The following is an 18037-nucleotide window of genomic DNA, read 5'->3' as shown; positions in this document are numbered from 1 at the left end:
GAAAGGAAATTCTATGTCAAATCTATCTGTTAATGCAATTCGTTTTCTAGGTATTGACGCCATCAACAAAGCAAACTCAGGTCACCCAGGGGTGGTTATGGGGGCTGCTCCAATGGCTTATAGCCTCTTTACAAAACAACTTCGTATCAATCCAGCCCAACCAAACTGGATTAACCGCGACCGCTTTATTCTTTCAGCAGGACACGGATCTATGCTTCTCTATGCCCTTCTTCACCTTTCTGGTTTTGAAGATGTCAGCATGGATGAAATCAAGAGCTTCCGCCAATGGGGTTCCAAAACACCTGGTCACCCAGAATTTGGGCATACTGCAGGAGTTGACGCTACAACTGGTCCTCTAGGACAAGGGATTTCTACTGCTACTGGTTTTGCCCAAGCAGAACGTTTCCTAGCAGCAAAATACAATCGCGAAGGCTACAATATCTTTGATCACTATACTTACGTTATCTGTGGAGATGGAGATTTGATGGAAGGTGTCTCAAGTGAGGCGGCTTCATACGCAGGTTTGCAAAAACTAGACAAGTTGGTTGTCCTTTATGATTCAAACGACATCAACTTGGATGGTGAAACAAAGGATTCCTTTACAGAAAGTGTTCGTGACCGTTACAATGCCTACGGTTGGCATACAGCCTTGGTTGAAGATGGAACAGACTTGGAAGCAATCCATGTTGCTATCGAAACAGCCAAAGCTTCAGGCAAACCATCTTTGATTGAAGTGAAGACTGTGATTGGATATGGCTCTCCAAACAAACAAGGAACCAATGCTGTACACGGTGCTCCTCTTGGTGCAGACGAAACTGCAGCAACTCGTCAAGCCCTCGGTTGGGACTATGAACCATTTGAAATCCCAGCTGAAGTTTATGCTGATTTCAAGGAAAATGTTGCAGACCGTGGCGCATCAGCTTATCAAGCTTGGACTAAATTAGTTGCTGATTATAAAGAGGCTCATCCAGAACTGGCTGCAGAAGTAGAAGCTATTATCGACGGCCGTGATCCAGTTGAGGTGACTCCAGCAGACTTCCCAGCCTTAGAAAATGGCTTCTCTCAAGCAACTCGTAATTCAAGTCAAGATGCTTTGAACGTTGTCGCTGCCAAGTTGCCAACTTTCCTAGGTGGATCAGCTGACCTCGCTCACTCAAACATGACTTACATCAAAACGGATGGCCTTCAAGACGATGCTAATCGCTTGAACCGTAACATTCAGTTTGGTGTTCGTGAATTTGCAATGGGAACAATCTTGAACGGGATGGCCCTTCATGGTGGACTTCGTGTATACGGTGGTACTTTCTTCGTCTTTTCTGACTATGTGAAAGCAGCTGTTCGCTTGTCAGCCTTGCAAGGACTTCCTGTGACTTATGTCTTTACTCACGATTCAATCGCAGTTGGTGAAGATGGTCCAACTCACGAACCAGTTGAACACCTAGCAGGTCTCCGTGCTATGCCAAATCTGAATGTTTTCCGCCCAGCAGATGCGCGTGAAACTCAAGCGGCTTGGTACCTTGCAGTGACAAGCGAGAAAACACCAACTGCCCTTGTCTTGACACGCCAAAACTTGACTGTCGAAGAAGGAACAGACTTCGACAAGGTTGCGAAAGGTGCCTATGTTGTCTATGAAAATGCAGCAGACTTTGATACAATCTTGATTGCGACAGGTTCAGAGGTCAATCTAGCTGTCGCAGCTGCCAAAGAATTAGCTAGTCAAGGCGAAAAAGTCCGTGTAGTCAGCATGCCATCTACAGATGTCTTTGATAAACAAGATGCAGCATACAAGGAAGAAATCCTTCCAAATGCAGTTCGCCGTCGTGTTGCAGTCGAAATGGGTGCAACTCAAAACTGGTACAAATATGTTGGTCTAGATGGTGCAGTTCTCGGTATTGATACCTTCGGAGCATCTGCTCCAGCACCAAAAGTATTGGCAGAGTACGGATTTACAGTTGAAAATCTAGTCAAAGTCGTTCAAAACTTGAAATAATCACAAAAATCAGAGTGAAAACTCTGATTTTTTATAACCATAAAAACAAGGCACAATCTTGTAAAAGTAGCTGAAATTTGATATAGTAGTCCTATGTAAAATACAAAGGAGAAAACAATGAATCCAAATATTACTTTTTTAATCATGCTTGTAGGTATGATGGCCTTGATGTTCTTTATGCAACGTTCTCAAAAGAAACAAGCTCAAAAGCGTATGGAAAGCTTAAATAAACTTCAAAAAGGCTATGAAGTTATTACAATTGGCGGCCTTTACGGAACAGTGGATGAAGTAGATACTGAGAAGAGAACAATCGTACTTGATGTAGATGGCGTTTATTTGACTTTTGAATTGGCTGCTATCAAGACAGTGTTGCCACTCAAAGAAGCTGTGACACCAGAAGGAACAGTTGTTGATGAAAGCGGAGCAATCGAAGAATAAAACGGGACCTGTCACTCCCGTTTTTCTATGAAGTAAGAGGAAAAGGGATGAGAAAAATAGTATTTGTGTGCTTAGGAAACATCTGCCGTAGCCCCATGGCAGAGTTTGTGATGAAATCCATGACGAGCGATTACCAAGTCGAGAGCCGTGCAACGTCATCATGGGAACATGGTAATCCGATTCATAAGGGAACGCAGGGGATTTTCCGGCAGTATCAGATTCCTTATGACAAAGACAAAACATCACTCCAGATTTGTAGAGAAGATTTTGAATCGTTTGATTACATTATCGGTATGGATGCTTCAAACGTTTCAGATCTGCGTCAAATGTGTCCTCAGGAATTGCAACATAAGATCTACCCTTTTGCATCTGAAAGTGTTCCAGATCCTTGGTATACAGGAGATTTTGAGGAAACCTATGCTCGCATCACAAGTGGATGTCGAAGCTGGCTAGATCGATTAGAAAATGAGAGTGACAATGGAAAAGCTTAAACAAATCTATGAAAAGTATAGAGTTTACCTAACTCGCCCTAGGCTAGAGTTCATTGCAGTAGTCGTAATTGCACTCTGTTCCCTTTCAGTATTTCTACTAAATACACCTAAAAAGGGTGCCCTGACACTTGATGGCGGTACCCTTGTTTATGATGGCACCTTGGTACGAGGGAAAATGAATGGTCAGGGGACCTTGACCTTTGAAAATGGGGACCAATATACAGGTGATTTCAATAATGGAGCCTTTAATGGAAAAGGGACTTTCCAATCAAAAGATGGCTGGAAATACGAAGGTGATTTTGTAAATGGCCAGGCTGAAGGCCAAGGAAAGTTGACAACAGAGCAAGAAGTTGTTTATGAAGGGACCTTTAAACAAGGCGTTTTCCAACAAAAATAGTAGTCTCCAGATGAGGAGGCTATTTTTTAAAACCATCAAGAAAGCGCTTTCTTTGTTTGGACTCGATAACTATCTATCAACTAGAAAAACTTTGTGAAATAAAAAAATTTTCTCCATAATTTCACAATCATCCAAGCAAAACTCTATTGCATAGCTATATTGAGAAAAAATCACAAACTTAGAAAAATTCTTTGTGAAATACTTATGAAACTGTTTACAAAGCATAAAAAAAGAGTTATAATAAACTTGTGAAAAAATTAACAAAGGATAACATCCTTAAAGGCTATGGAGGATAATATGGCTGATAAAAAAACAATAACACCAGAGGAAAAACAACTTGCTGCTGAAAAGCATGTCGACGGTCTCGTGAAAAAAGCCTTGGTTGCGCTTGATGAAATGCGCAAGTTGAACCAAGAGCAGGTTGACTACATCGTAGCAAAAGCGTCTGTTGCAGCACTTGACGCGCACGGTATCCTTGCACAACATGCAGTTGAAGAAACTGGTCGTGGCGTATTTGAAGATAAGGCGACAAAAAATCTATTTGCCTGTGAACACGTAGTGAACAATATGCGTGGAGTTAAAACAGCTGGAGTTATCGAAGATGATCCAATTACAGGTTTGACGAAGATTGCGGAGCCAGTCGGAGTTATTTGTGGTATCACTCCAACAACAAACCCAACTTCAACAGCGATTTTCAAATCATTGATTGCCTTGAAGACACGTAACCCAATCGTTTTCGCCTTCCACCCATCAGCTCAAGAATCTTCTGCTCATGCTGCACAAATCGTTCGTGATGCAGCCATCGCAGCCGGTGCACCTGAAAACTGTGTGCAATGGATTACAGAGCCATCTATGGAAGCAACTGGAGCGCTTATGAACCACGAAGGTGTTGCGACTATCCTCGCAACTGGTGGGAATGCCATGGTTAAAGCTGCATACTCATGTGGAAAACCAGCTCTTGGGGTAGGTGCCGGAAACGTTCCTGCCTATGTAGAAAAATCTGCTGACCTTCGTCAAGCTGCTCATGACATCGTTATGTCTAAATCATTTGATAATGGGATGGTCTGTGCATCAGAACAAGCGGTTATCATTGATAAAGAAGTGTATGACGAATTTGTAGAAGAATTCAAATCATATCACACTTACTTTGTAAACAAGAAAGAAAAAGCGCTTTTGGAAGAATTCTGTTTTGGTGCAAAAGCTAACAGCAAGAACTGCGCTGGTGCAAAATTGAACCCAAATATTGTTGGTAAACCAGCTACATGGATTGCTGAGCAAGCAGGATTCAAAGTACCAGAAGGTACAAATATCTTGGCTGCTGAATGTGCAGAAGTTGGAATTAAAGAACCATTGACTCGTGAAAAATTATCACCTGTTATTGCAGTTTTGAAAGCTGAAGATACTGAAGATGGACTTAAAAAAGCTCGTCAAATGGTTGAATTTAATGGTCTAGGACACTCAGCTGCTATCCATACAAAAGACGAAGCTCTTGCAAAACGTTTCGGTACGGAAATAAAGGCAATGCGTATTATCTGGAACTCTCCATCTACCTTTGGTGGTATCGGTGATGTATACAACGCCTTCATTCCATCATTAACACTTGGATGTGGTTCATATGGACACAACTCAGTTGGTGATAACGTATCCGCTATCAACCTTCTTAACATCAAGAAAGTAGGAAAACGTAGAAATAATATGCAATGGTTTAAAGTTCCTTCAAAAATCTACTTCGAACGCAATTCTATCCAATACCTTCAAACTTGCGAAGGTATCGAACGTGTCATGATTGTTACCGATAAATCAATTGAAAAACTCGGTTTTGTACAACGTGTGATTGACCAATTGAATCTTCGTAAAAACAAAGTCACGATTCAAGTCTTCTCAGATGTTGAACCAGATCCAGATATCACAACAGTTCGTCGTGGTGTTGAAGTAATGCGTTCGTTTGAACCAGACACTATCATTGCCCTTGGTGGTGGTTCACCAATGGATGCAGCTAAAGGTATGTGGATGTTCTATGAACAGCCAGACGTTGACTTCGGTGACCTCGTTCAAAAATTCATGGATATCCGCAAACGTGCCTTCAAATTCCCATCACTTGGTAAGAAAGCACAATATATCGGTATTCCAACAACATCTGGTACAGGTTCAGAAGTAACACCGTTTGCAGTTATCTCTGACAAGGCAAACAACCGGAAATACCCAATCACTGACTACGCTTTGACACCAACCATTGCAATTGTTGACCCTGCTTTGGTAGAATCTGTTCCAGCATTTATTGCTGCTGACACAGGTATGGATGTCTTGACACACGCAACTGAAGCTTATACTTCTAACTTTGCCAATGACTATACAGATGGTATTGCTCTTCAAACCATCAAGTTAGTCTTCAAATACTTGGAAAAATCTGTAAAAACAGCTGACCCAGAAGCCCGTGAAAAGATGCATAATGCCTCTACAATGGCTGGTATGGCCTTTGCAAATGCCTTCCTTGGAATGAGTCACTCAATGGCGCATAAGATTGGTGCTGTTCACCACACCATTCACGGACGTACAAATGCTATTTTACTTCCTTATGTTATCCGTTATAATGGAACTCGTCCATCTAAAACTACAACATGGCCTAAGTACAATTACTGGAAAGCTGATGAAAAATTCCAAGATATCGCTCGTATGCTAGGTCTTCCTTGCTCAACACCAGAAGAAGCGGTTGAAGCTTATGCCAAAGCAGTTTACGATCTTGGTGAAGCAGTTGGAATCACAATGAACTTCAAAGGCTTTGGAATTGATGAAAAAGCTTGGAAAGACAGCTTGCATGAAATTGCCTTACTTGCTTACGAAGACCAATGTTCACCTGCAAACCCACGCTTGCCAATGGTAGCTGACATGGAAGAAATCATGGCAGATGCTTACTATGGTTATGCAGAACGACCAGGACGTCGCAAATAATTGTTTATCAGCCTAGAGGCAGGAGTTATCCTGTCTCTTTTTTTGTACATTTTCTTGAAAAATGTTATAATAAGCGCATATAGTTATTTGAATATCAAAGTTTTTGAAAAGATTCGAGAGGTAAATGAGAGAAGTGAATGATTTAGGGGAAAAGGTAAGACTCCTTAGAGAGGAGAAGGGTCTTAGTCGTCCAGTTTTTTGTGGGGATGAGTCAGAGTTGTCCGTTCGTCAGTTGGTGCGCATTGAAAAGGGAGAGTTTCGTCCTACGATAAAAACACTGGAATATATTGCGGATAGGCTAGGTATTCCATCGTATGTCTTGATGCCAGACTACAAGGAATTGCCCAAACGTTACCAAGAATTAAAATACTTTCTTCTTCATCATCCTGACTATGGAGACAAAGAGTTGCAGGAACGAAAGGAAAAATATTTTGATGAGATTTTTGAATGTTTTTATGATGATTTGCCACGTGATGAGAAAGTGATAGTGGATTGTCTTCAAGCTATAGATGAGGTGAGGGCGACTAGTAATTCCTTATACGGAAGTAGTGTGATTGAGGACAGTCTTCAAGACTTACTATCCAGAGATGTATACAGGGCTGAGGAATTGTTGAAATTGAGACTGTATTTCAACTGTCAGTTAATGGATGGTTTAAACGAGGGTGAGATAAAAAAGTCTGAGCATGAAACCATTCTTTGTTTTCATGACAAATTAAGTTCTCAGGTTGATAAGATAGAGTTCGATTGTTTGGACTTGCTTAGAGATTCCTTGTTAGCTTCTTTAGCTTGTATAGAAATTATGGGGCTGTTTCATTATTTTAAGAGAGCAGTTGAGACCTTAAATAAAATAGGACAGAAAACACGAGATTTTCAAAAACAACCAATTGTCTTGATGGTGGAGTGGAAATATTATATTCAGATGGATTATGAAACAGCCAAACAAAAGTATGAAGAAGCAAAAATGATGGCGAGAATGTTTGGAAATGAGAAGTTAATCGTTAGTTTAGACAATGAATGGACGGAGGATCTAGAAAGATATCGTTAAAGAGTTTATAGGAGTGACATTTCTGTCATTGGAGGAATGTCGCTTTTTTGTTAAAATGGATTCATAATAAAGAGAAAGGAATTTACTATGATTAAAATACTGATTTTTCTATTTATCACGGGTGGGTGGTGGACTTGAGTTTAGAGGAATGATATGCTAGAATTTGAACGAATAAACAATGTTTTATTGACTGGCATGTCAGAAGTAGGAGATGTACTGCTCATTCGACAAACACTATCAAATCTTATTCAAGTAGAAATAAGAGTTAATGGCTACTTACTGGATTTGATTACAATAAAACCCAAAAAGTTAAAAATTTATCCTTTAGTAGGTATTAAAAAAAATGCACTTATTCTCGTTCAAGAAGTAAGTGTAGGACTTGATATGACGTTAGAGAATAACAGGACATTTAGGAATTTTAATTTTTTTAGAAGATTAAAATAAGAATCAAAGAAAAGGAGAAAAATATATGTGGCGTTGGGTATGGAGAATTGTAAGATGGATTTTAATTAATTTACTATGGGAAGCTCTCTGGGGCTGGGTTAAACAGTGGTTTAGTAAATAGGAGGAATTGTTATGTGGCGTTGGGTATGGAAAATTGTAAAATGGATTTTAATTAATTTAATGTGGACAGCTATTTGGGCTTGGGTTGCACAGTGGTTTAGTAAATAGGAGGAATTATTATGTGGCGTTGGGTAAAAAAAATTATCAAATGGATTATTATTGACTGGATTTTAACAGCAATTTGGGGCTGGATTAAACAATGGTTTAGTTAATAACAGATAAATAAATAAATAATTTCTATTAGAAATTACTAGAATGATTATAATTGAATAAAAAAATAATTGATAGTTATGTCTCGGTTTGAAAATGGGCATTCTCAAAAAGATTATAGACATAACTATCAACTATTTTAATTATAATATAAAAGGAGAAAAAATGAAAGTAGAAAATATTTCATATAGGGTAAATAGTCGCATACTGTTTGATCATATTTCTTTTGATACTTCGAATTCAGGTCTCACACTGATTACTGGGAAAAATGGTGCAGGGAAGTCAACATTATTAAAAGTATTACTAGGAATTGTTCAACCATATTCTGGCTCATTGATTTCTGACGAAAAGGTCAGTTATGTTCCAGATTCTTCGGACAACTATTTCATCGGTTTATCTCCTAATTTATTATTCGAATTTTTACAGAAACAATTTTTTATTGAAACAAATTTGTTTGAAGAACGGTTAAGAGAATTACGAGAACAATTTTATTTGAATGAGAAATTGATGACGCAAACAATTCAATCATTGTCATTAGGAGAAAAGAAAAAAGTAATGCTTATAGCAGCATTTTTATTGGATTCTGATTTGTATGTTATGGACGAGCCTTTATCGGGATTAGATCAAGTTTCGGTTGAAAATCTGATTCATTTGATTGAGCAAAAGATAAATTTAGGTAAACACTTCATTATTGTAAGCCACGAGAGACAGGAAATTTTACCGACAGTTGATCAGATTATTTCTTTGTAGAGGGAAATTGTATGGAAAAGTTTTATTATTCTATTACTCTGTTGTTCCTATCACGACAAGGATACTGGAACGATTCGAATAATGTCAAGGAATTATCGCTAATTCAATTGACTTACAAATATTTCTTATCTTCTATTGCTTTGGTTTTTATTTTTTTGATTGCTAAATCAGAAATTTATAATATATTAAAAGAAAATCAAATTTGGGGAATCCTATCATACTTTGAATTAGCAACAATATTGGTTCCTGCAATTCTGTTATTAGGAATACTTTATGAAAATATTTATGTTTTAAAAACTAAAACAGAAAGTACAATGAGGATATTTTTCAATATAACAGGGAGAGAATTTTGGAATATAGTATTTTTTAAGAATTTAATTCTAGTTTTGCCCATCTTAGTAGTTATTTTTTTCTATAATATTTTTTTAGGACTATTTTCATGTTTACTTATTTTTTTACTTAATAGCATATTTTATATACCAAAGATTAGATATGTGAGGTCAAGATCTAAACAATTATTCAACGTGTCATATTTACTGTCTGTCGTTGATAGCTTAACAGTGTTTAAAGCTATTACCGTACCTATCTTTTCAACATTTATTTTTATGTTTATGTGGTTGGTTTTACCAGATTTTTTAGGAATTGATACCTCAAATAAAGTGATGATATTGAATACAGCTTTATTCTCAGGGACAATATTTTTTAGCAATAAAGGAATAAATTTCTATTTTCTTACCTTAAACAAAGATTTTCCTTATCTGAAGGCTGTAGGAATCGATCTAAATAAATTTATAAAAAAAAGAATTTGGTCTTTAAATGTTATTAGTATTTTATTTCCTGCTACTTCTTTATATTTCTTTCTAAATTATTTGGGGTATGGTTTGATAGATATCTTCTTATTTCTTTTCGGAATTTCTCTAGCATATTTTTTATGTCAAAGCATACAAATGTTAGAGGTATTGCTATTTAGAGAATATCGTTTTCGAGATGCGAAAGAGCTAGAAGCTTTTTCGATTCCTGTGAATATGAGGATTAAGTTATATATTATGCGCCTCATACCAATCATAGTTTGCTTATTATTCAATCAGATTAAATTATTTGGTTTATGGAGTTTAATACTGTTAAATATAATTTATATTGGTATTGTTTATTTTAGTTTGTATCGGTACACGATATCACAAGTGATTAAAGGAGATTGTAATGTCCATTTTATCCATTAAAAATATTTCAAAATTTTACGCCTTGGATGGGAATAATAAAGAGCAGGCTCTAAGGAATATTAACCTGCAAATTGCTGAAGGGAAAATCACTGCGATTTATGGCCCGTCAGGATGTGGCAAAACCAGTCTATTAAATATTATCAGCGGTTTAGATAGGGAGTACGAGGGAATTTTAGACTTTAAAGGAGAGTCTCTCAAGGAATTGTCAGAGGTTGAATTGACGCAATTTCGCAAAGACAACATTGGGTTTGTCTTTCAAAACTTCAATCTCATCCCCCATCAATCTGTTTTGGATAATGTTAAGTTGCCTCTCTATGTCAAAGATTTATCGGATAAAGAAATGACAAGAATAGCCCAAGAACAACTTCATAATTTAGGGATGGAGCCTTTTATGGCTAAGAATATTAAACAGCTCTCTGGTGGACAAAAACAACGTGTAGCCATTGCGCGTGCTCTGGTAAACCAACCAGATATGATTGTAGCTGATGAACCAACTGGATCGCTCGATTCTCAATCTCAAGAGATGGTTTTAGAAGTGTTCAAAAATTTGGCCCAAGCTGGGAAAACAGTACTGATTGTTACTCATAACCCAGAGGTTACTGAATATGCAGATGTGATTATCAAAATGAAGGATGGTGAAGTCGTTGAAGAAGTCAAAAAATAAAGGATTGTCCTTTAAAAACAAATTCAAACTTTCTTTAAGTAACTTTTTGGAAAGAAAGTGGCGTAACTTGCTGATTGCAGTAGCGACCTCGATTGGTTTTGTAGGTGTATTGGTTTCGTTTGGGCTAGGAAATGCCTTGATTTCGATGATTGATGAGAATACCAACGGGGGGAAGCTCCCTTCCCAAGTTCAGATTGCGCTGAATTCTAGTGTTGCTGGCAGAGGTTTTTTGAACCAAGATGATAAGAACTATATCGTGGATACGATTGGGAAAGAAAATATTAAATATCTAGAAAGTCCTTTTGGCATGACCATGTCAAAGATTAGCATAGACGGACACGAAGTAGAATTTAGCCAATCTATGCCTTCTTATGCTCAAGTCGTGAGTTTGTATGAAGATACAAGTATTTCTGTTAGTAGCAATGAAAAAGAAAAAGTGTTAGCAGGCACTCTTTATACGGATGTTAACGAGCAGGGATTGACGATTCCGATGAGTTTGCTCAAAAATTGGAATGAACAAACAGGGGAAAATCTGACAGCTAGTGATGTTATTGGCAAGCCAGTTTCAGCAACCATTGTAGAAAATGCTGCTGAAGGTAGCAAGTTGGCAGGTTTTCAAACTCATATTGTGCGTGTCATCAATGACGAAGATGATGCAGAGGATAGCAATAGTTTCATGGCTTCCAACCAGATGGAAACTATTTTAAAAGAAGCTGAATTTACAAAGGCTGTATCCTATTTTATTCTGGAACTTAAAGATCCTTCTCGTACGAAAACAGTAATAGAAGAATTGCAGAAAAATAAGAAGTATACAGTTCTTTCTCAACAGGCCGTTCTTGATATTGTGATTACCTTTATTCGTGTCATTCAGGGATTACTGATTGTGCTTTCTTCACAAGCGATTGTGGTGGCAGCAGTTATGATAGGGATCATTATTTACATCAATATCATGCAACGTTCTAAGGAAATTGGTGTCATGAAGGCGGTTGGCTATCAAAATAGAGATGTGAAAGGAATCTTTATCTACGAAGCTCTTTGGATTGTAGGGATCGCCTTGCTAATAGCCTTTATCATTGCACAAGGACTAGGAAGCCTAGCGAATATTATTGTCCACCATTTCTATCCGTCTATCTCTAAAGTTTTTGAATTAAATCTTCTCTCCGTTTCAGGAACTCTTATTTTTGCTTTGTTTCTTGGCTATATTTCAGCCTACTTCCCAGCACGTAAGATTAGTAAAATGGATCCAGTGGAATCCTTACGCTATGAGTAGGGAAAGAAGTTTATCAAAAAGAAACTGACAGAGAAAATCAACGCCCGTACTTGCAATTAAACTCAAATAGTTATATAATAGGTGTGTTGAAAGGTGATTTGTAGTGATTCAAGTTACTCTTTTCACAATAAAATTTTCAGGATTTTCATAAGGAGGAAATCACTAATGGTAGTTAAAGTTGGTATTAACGGTTTCGGACGTATCGGTCGTCTTGCTTTCCGCCGTATCCAAAACGTAGAAGGTGTTGAAGTTACTCGCATCAACGACCTTACAGATCCAGTGATGCTTGCACACTTGTTGAAATACGATACAACTCAAGGTCGTTTCGACGGTACTGTAGAAGTTAAAGAAGGCGGATTTGAAGTTAACGGTAAATTCGTTAAAGTTTCTGCTGAACGTGATCCAGAACAAATCGACTGGGCTAACGACGGTGTAGAAATCGTTCTTGAAGCAACTGGTTTCTTTGCTACTAAAGCAGCTGCTGAAAAACACTTGCACGCTGGTGGTGCTAAGAAAGTTGTTATCACTGCTCCTGGTGGATCAGATGTTAAAACAGTTGTATTTAACACTAACCATGATATTCTTGATGGTACTGAAACAGTTATCTCAGGTGCTTCATGTACTACAAACTGTTTGGCTCCAATGGCTAAAGCTCTTCATGACAACTTCGGTATCGTTGAAGGTTTGATGACTACTATCCACGGTTACACTGGTGACCAAATGGTTCTTGATGGACCACACCGTAAAGGTGACCTTCGCCGTGCTCGTGCTGCTGCAGCTAACATCGTTCCTAACTCAACTGGTGCTGCTAAAGCAATCGGTTTGGTTATCCCTGAATTGAACGGTAAATTGGACGGAGCTGCTCAACGTGTTCCTGTTCCAACAGGTTCTGTAACTGAATTGGTAGCAGTTCTTGATAAGAACGTTACTGTTGATGAAGTAAACGCAGCTATGAAAGCAGCTTCTAACGAATCATATGGTTACACTGAAGATCCAATCGTATCTTCTGATATCGTAGGTATGTCATTCGGTTCATTGTTTGACGCAACTCAAACTAAAGTTCTTGACGTTGACGGTAAACAATTGGTTAAAGTTGTTTCATGGTATGACAACGAAATGTCTTACACTTCACAACTTGTTCGTACTCTTGAATACTTTGCAAAAATCGCTAAATAATTCTTGAGTCGATAAAAAAGCAAGGCTTTCTGGCCTTGCTTTTTTGTATAGATAAAAGAATAGATGATAATGTCATCCATTCTTTTTTAATTCTTTTTCAAAAGTATCCGATAGAACAGTGAAACTCAATTTTTCTAAGGTGAGTGGATGGGTAAAAGAAAGGCGAAAGGCGTGAAGCATAAGCCGGCTTGCTTTTGATTTACTATTATAGAGAGGGTCGCCCAAGATAGGATGCTTGTGATGAGAGAGGTGAACACGAATCTGATGCGTTCGACCGGTCTTTAGCTTGCAACGAACAAGAGCTGTTTTGTTTGGGAATTGCTTTAATCGACTGATATGCGTTTCAGCATATTGCCCATTTTTGGGATCTACTACTCGTTTTCTGCGATCATGTCGATCACGGCCAATTTTATCTTGAAAGACAATTTCTTTACTCTCTACTCGTCCTTCTACGAGTGCCCAGTACTCGCGAGCGATGTCTTTTTTCTCCAACAAGCGATTGAGGATGGGCAGGATAAAAGGATTTTTAGCAAAAAGCACTAGTCCACTGGTTTCCATATCTAGACGATGAACGACATAGCAAGTTTGCCCAACGTAGGCAGAGACATGGTTGAGAAGGGCGATTTCGTTTGGTTGGTTACCGTGAGTTTTCATACCCTCAGGTTTGTTGACGACAATAAGATGTTGGTCTTGATAAACTTCTTGAACGAGGTCTGGATTTCCCCAAAGGATTTCTTTTGGGGGATAATCTTCCTCGTCAAAAGTCAATTGGCAAATATCCCCTGCTTTGACTATCTCGTTCCAGTGAACTTCTTCGTGGTTAATTAAGATGTTCTTCTTGGTTCTCAAAAAATGACGGATTTTTCTAGGGATGAGGAGTTGTTCCTCTAGAAATTGTTTGACCGTCATTTGAGGCAGGGATTCGGGTAATGTAAATGTGAATTGCATACAGATATTGTAACAAAAAAAGCCCTATTTGGATAGGGAGTAGCTAAATTCTTGAGTTCCCATGGTGAAGATGATAAAATAAACGCATGAAATTAGATAAATTATTTGAGAAGTTTCTTTCTCTCTTTAAAAAAGAAACGAATGAATCGGCGGGATCTGATTCGACTAGCATGCGTCGTTCTCGGAGCGATAGAAAAAAATTGTCCCAAGTTGGCCCAATTCGGAAATTTTGGCGTCGTTATCATCTGACAAAGATCGTCATCATTTTAGGGTTAAGTGCAGGTTTGCTAGTAGGAACCTACCTATTTGCGATAGCCAAGTCTACCAATGTCAATGACTTGCAAAATGCCTTGAAAACGCGAACTCTGATTTTTGACCGCGAAGAAAAAGAGGCAGGAGCCCTATCAGGTCAAAAGGGAACCTATGTTGAACTGACAGATATCAGTAAAGACTTGCAAAATGCTGTCGTCGCGACAGAGGACCGTTCCTTTTATAAAAATGATGGGGTTAACTACGGTCGTTTCTTTCTAGCCATCCTTACAGCGGGTCGTTCTGGAGGGGGGTCCACCATCACTCAACAGTTGGCAAAAAATGCCTATCTTTCTCAGGACCAGACCGTTGAACGGAAGGCCAAGGAGTTTTTCCTTGCCTTAGAGTTGACCAAGAAATACAGTAAGGAGCAAATCCTTACTATGTACCTCAATAACGCCTACTTCGGAAATGGGGTGTGGGGTGTTGAAGATGCAAGTAAGAAATATTTCGGTGTATCGGCTTCACAACTAACGCTTGATCAGGCGGCAACTCTAGCAGGGATGCTCAAGGGGCCAGAATTGTATAATCCATTAAATTCTGTTGAGACTTCAACCAACCGTAGGGATACTGTTTTGCAAAATATGGTTGTAGCGGGTTATATTGATAAAAATCAAGAGACCGAAGCAGCTGGAGCAGATATGGCTTCTCAACTGCAAGATAAGTATGAAGGGAAGATTTCGGATTATCGTTACCCGTCCTATTTTGATGCAGTTGTCAACGAAGCAGTTTCCAAGTACAATCTCACAGAAGAGGAAATTGTCAACAACGGCTATCGAATCTATACAGAACTTGACCAAAACTACCAAGCCAACATGCAGGTTGTTTACGAAAATACCTCACTATTTCCAAAGGCAGAAGACGGAACACATGCTGAATCAGGTAGTGTTGCTTTAGAGCCTAAAACAGGTGGGGTGCGTAGCGTTGTTGGTAGCGTAGCTGGCGATGACAAACCAGGCTTCCGCAATTTCAACTATGCCACTCAGTCTAAGCGTAGCCCAGGCTCAACTATCAAACCTTTAGTGGTTTATACGCCTGCGGTAGAAGCAGGATGGGCCTTAAACAAGCAACTGGATAATCATACGATGCAGTACGATAGTTATCAAGTAGACAATTATGCAGGGATTAAGACTTCTCCTGAAGTACCTATGTATCAGGCTTTGGCGGAATCACTCAATTTACCGGCAGTTGCGACTGTAAATGCATTAGGTATTGACAAAGCTTTTGACGCTGGGGAGAGATTTGGCCTGAATATGGAAAATGTTGATCGAGTTCTTGGAGTCGCTCTCGGTGGAGGTGTAGAGACGAATCCCCTCCAGATGGCACAGGCCTATGCAACCTTTGCTAATGAAGGTCTGATGCCTGAAGCGCATTTTATCACTCGTATTGAAAATGCCAGTGGTCAGGTCATCAAGAGTTATAAAAATTCCCAAAAACGAGTGATTGATAAGTCAGTAGCCGATAAAATGACCAGCATGATGCTAGGGACATTTACCAATGGTACAGGAATTAGTTCATCGCCAACAGATTATGTTATGGCTGGAAAGACAGGTACTACTGAGGCTGCTTTTAATTCAGTATATACTAGTGACCAGTGGGTGATTGGTTATACTCCAGATGTGGTAATCACCCACTGGCTCGGCTTCCCGACGACGGATGAGAACCATTATCTAGCAGGTTCGACCTCAAATGGAGCAGCCCATGTCTTTAGAAGTATGGCTAATACCATTTTGCCATACACTCCAGGTAGCACCTTTACAGTTGAGAATGCTTATAAACAAAATGGTATTGAACCAGAAAATACGAAAAAGCAGGTTGTTGAAAATGAGACAAACCAGTCTGAGGATCCGATAGGAGATATTCGTAGTCGTGCACAAAATCTTGTAGATGAAGCAGGACGTGCGATTTCAGAAGCTAAAATAAAAGAAAAAGCCCAGACAATATGGGACTCAATCCTTAATCTATTTCGTTAAGAGGCTTGTCAAAGCCTAGGTTTCTTGTTATAATAGATAAGATGGAGGCGTTATGGCACTAAAAAAAGCAAGCCTAGCTTGTGCAGTTTGTGGTTCAAGAAATTATTCAATCAAAATTAGTGGGAACCCCAAGCCAACACGACTAGAAGTAAATAAATTTTGTAAACATTGTGGGAAATATACGACACATAGAGAAACGAGATAGGAGAGAACGATGGGTTTTATTAAGGATATTTTTAAACTTCTTAAAGAAACAACGTGGCCAACTCGCAAGGAAAGCTGGAGAGATTTTCGCTCTATTATGGAATACACAGCCTTCTTTGTGGTCATCATTTACATTTTTGACCAGTTGATTGTTTCAGGTTTGATTCGATTTATTAACATTTTTTAGAAGAAAGGCAGAGAGCTTCTGCTAATTTCTTCTATTATGAAAGGAAATATCATGGATAGTTTTGACAAAGGATGGTTTGTTCTACAAACTTATTCTGGCTATGAAAATAAGGTAAAAGAAAATCTATTGCAACGTGCGCAAACGTATAACATGTTGGATAATATTCTACGCGTTGAGATTCCAACACAAACCGTGCAAGTTGAGAAAAATGGAAAGAAAAAGGAAGTTGAAGAGAATCGCTTTCCAGGTTATGTCCTTGTAGAAATGGTCATGACAGATGAAGCATGGTTCGTCGTTCGAAACACACCGAACGTAACAGGATTCGTCGGCTCACACGGGAACAGATCAAAACCAACTCCACTATTGGAACAAGAAATCCGTGATATCTTGGTTTCAATGGGACAAACTGTTCAAGAGTTCGATATTGATGTTGAAGTTGGCCAGACAGTCCGCATCATTGATGGCGCTTTTGCAGACTACACAGGTAAAATTACCGAAATTGATAACAATAAAGTGAAGATGATTATCTCTATGTTTGGTAATGATACTATTGCAGAAGTAAACCTAAACCAAATTGCAGAATTATAACCCCAGAGAGGCCTTGCCTCTCTTTTTATGTGCCGTTGAGAGAGGAAGAAGTATAGAATAGAGGAAATAGACCCATGGGTTCGTGCATTTTGCTAAACTAAATGCAGAAAGGAGAGGTCTATGAATCTGAAGGAACTATACGAAGAAACGAAGGGCATCGTCCATAAGTGCCGCAAAGATTATCATTTGCATCTGTGGGAGAAAGAGGACTGGGACCAGGAAGGCATGTTATGTCTGTATGAGCTGGTGAGTCGCAACCCAGAGTTACTAGAGGGCGAGCGCCATCAACTATATGTTTGCTTTAAAACAAAATTTAGAAATCGTATTCTAGATTACATCCGTAAACAGGAAAGCCACAAGCGACGTTTTGACAAAGAACCCTATGAAGAGGTGAGTGAGATTAGTCATCGCCTAGGAGAAAAAGGACTCAGGCTAGACGATTATTATCTCTTTCACGAACTTCTAAAGAATTACAAATCAAAGCAGAGTATGGAAAAACAAGAGTTAATAGACCGTCTCATGGGAGGAGAAGTCTTTAGAGGACGTAAAGCTCTCCTGAGAGAACTTTCCCTTATATTTTCAGAATTTCGGTAAAGAGGAAAAAAGATCTTGACAAAGTAGGAAAAGTAGGTATAATAGAAAGAGTTGAAAAGCTCAAGGTCCG

At 38.8% G+C, this 18037-nt stretch carries 18 protein-coding genes; 17 read left to right on the top strand and 1 reads right to left on the bottom strand.

Annotation, left to right across the window (positions count from 1 at the left end; all coding sequences use genetic code 11):
- Nucleotides 1–13: 13 nt before the first annotated feature.
- The 12 genes from tkt to gap all read left to right on the top strand — a co-directional run bounded on the left by tkt (nt 14) and on the right by gap (nt 13164).
- Nucleotides 14–1990 (top strand): transketolase, encoded by a 1977-nt coding sequence (gene tkt, locus DB729_RS08705; protein ID WP_109289437.1) that lies wholly within the window; start codon nt 14–16, stop codon nt 1988–1990.
- 117 nt (nt 1991–2107) lie between these two features.
- On the top strand, nt 2108–2428 hold the full coding sequence (yajC, locus tag DB729_RS08700) for a preprotein translocase subunit YajC (RefSeq protein WP_001069056.1): 321 nt from the start codon (nt 2108–2110) through the stop codon (nt 2426–2428).
- A gap of 47 nt (nt 2429–2475) precedes the next feature.
- Nucleotides 2476–2919: a low molecular weight protein-tyrosine-phosphatase gene (locus tag DB729_RS08695; RefSeq protein WP_109289436.1), complete on the top strand. Its 444-nt coding sequence runs from the start codon at nt 2476–2478 to the stop codon at nt 2917–2919.
- Nucleotides 2906–3316, top strand: a complete 411-nt coding sequence (locus tag DB729_RS08690; RefSeq protein WP_109289435.1) for an MORN repeat-containing protein — start codon at nt 2906–2908, stop codon at nt 3314–3316. The genes DB729_RS08695 and DB729_RS08690 overlap by 14 nt, the downstream gene beginning before the upstream one ends.
- Before the next feature lie 297 nt (nt 3317–3613).
- Nucleotides 3614–6265, top strand: coding sequence for a bifunctional acetaldehyde-CoA/alcohol dehydrogenase (gene adhE / locus DB729_RS08685; RefSeq protein WP_109289434.1), 2652 nt, complete (start codon nt 3614–3616; stop codon nt 6263–6265).
- 124 nt (nt 6266–6389) lie between these two features.
- Entirely contained in the window at nt 6390–7310 is a 921-nt protein-coding gene (locus DB729_RS08680; RefSeq protein WP_033585159.1) for a helix-turn-helix domain-containing protein, read from the top strand.
- Nucleotides 7311–7463: 153 nt separating this feature from the next.
- The gene (locus DB729_RS08675) at nt 7464–7754 is read left to right on the top strand and encodes a hypothetical protein (protein ID WP_033585161.1); all 291 of its coding nucleotides are present in this window, start codon (nt 7464–7466) and stop codon (nt 7752–7754) included.
- 495 nt (nt 7755–8249) lie between these two features.
- Complete coding sequence (locus tag DB729_RS08670) at nt 8250–8834, top strand: ABC transporter ATP-binding protein (RefSeq protein WP_142357862.1); 585 nt, start codon at nt 8250–8252, stop codon at nt 8832–8834.
- A gap of 11 nt (nt 8835–8845) precedes the next feature.
- The gene (locus DB729_RS08665) at nt 8846–10054 is read left to right on the top strand and encodes a hypothetical protein (RefSeq protein ID WP_033585163.1); all 1209 of its coding nucleotides are present in this window, start codon (nt 8846–8848) and stop codon (nt 10052–10054) included.
- A complete protein-coding gene (locus DB729_RS08660; protein WP_109289433.1) occupies nt 10035–10718 on the top strand; it encodes an ABC transporter ATP-binding protein in 684 nt (227 codons plus the stop codon). Before DB729_RS08665 ends, DB729_RS08660 begins: the two co-directional genes overlap by 20 nt.
- Nucleotides 10687–11988, top strand: coding sequence for an ABC transporter permease (locus DB729_RS08655; RefSeq protein ID WP_162281873.1), 1302 nt, complete (start codon nt 10687–10689; stop codon nt 11986–11988). The genes DB729_RS08660 and DB729_RS08655 overlap by 32 nt, the downstream gene beginning before the upstream one ends.
- A gap of 165 nt (nt 11989–12153) precedes the next feature.
- The gene (gene gap / locus DB729_RS08650) at nt 12154–13164 is read left to right on the top strand and encodes a type I glyceraldehyde-3-phosphate dehydrogenase (RefSeq protein WP_000260673.1); all 1011 of its coding nucleotides are present in this window, start codon (nt 12154–12156) and stop codon (nt 13162–13164) included.
- Between the two features lie 72 nt (nt 13165–13236).
- Here the strand turns inward: gap and DB729_RS08645 are convergent, their stop codons facing one another.
- Nucleotides 13237–14112 carry an RluA family pseudouridine synthase gene (locus DB729_RS08645; RefSeq protein WP_109289432.1) on the bottom strand — a complete coding sequence of 292 codons (876 nt, stop codon included), beginning with the start codon at nt 14110–14112 and terminating at the stop codon, nt 13237–13239.
- 86 nt (nt 14113–14198) lie between these two features.
- On the opposite strand from DB729_RS08645, the gene pbp2a reads away from it, so the two are divergent.
- From pbp2a to DB729_RS08620, 5 genes are all read left to right on the top strand, one after another.
- Nucleotides 14199–16394 carry a penicillin-binding protein PBP2A gene (gene pbp2a / locus DB729_RS08640; RefSeq protein ID WP_109289431.1) on the top strand — a complete coding sequence of 732 codons (2196 nt, stop codon included), beginning with the start codon at nt 14199–14201 and terminating at the stop codon, nt 16392–16394.
- 52 nt (nt 16395–16446) lie between these two features.
- On the top strand, nt 16447–16599 hold the full coding sequence (rpmG, locus tag DB729_RS08635; protein ID WP_001809375.1) for a 50S ribosomal protein L33: 153 nt from the start codon (nt 16447–16449) through the stop codon (nt 16597–16599).
- A gap of 9 nt (nt 16600–16608) precedes the next feature.
- Nucleotides 16609–16785 (top strand): preprotein translocase subunit SecE, encoded by a 177-nt coding sequence (gene secE, locus DB729_RS08630; protein WP_000505776.1) that lies wholly within the window; start codon nt 16609–16611, stop codon nt 16783–16785.
- A 51-nt stretch (nt 16786–16836) separates the two neighbouring features.
- A complete protein-coding gene (gene nusG / locus DB729_RS08625) occupies nt 16837–17373 on the top strand; it encodes a transcription termination/antitermination protein NusG (RefSeq protein ID WP_000376732.1) in 537 nt (178 codons plus the stop codon).
- 120 nt (nt 17374–17493) lie between these two features.
- Nucleotides 17494–17967: a transcriptional regulator gene (locus DB729_RS08620; RefSeq protein WP_001049387.1), complete on the top strand. Its 474-nt coding sequence runs from the start codon at nt 17494–17496 to the stop codon at nt 17965–17967.
- Nucleotides 17968–18037 lie beyond the last annotated feature (70 nt).

The sequence above is a fragment of the Streptococcus halitosis genome, from assembly GCF_003143695.2.
GTDB lineage: Bacteria > Bacillota > Bacilli > Lactobacillales > Streptococcaceae > Streptococcus > Streptococcus halitosis.
The sequence above is the reverse complement of the archived record's forward strand: the minus strand, read 5'-3'. Positions and strand labels throughout refer to the sequence as shown.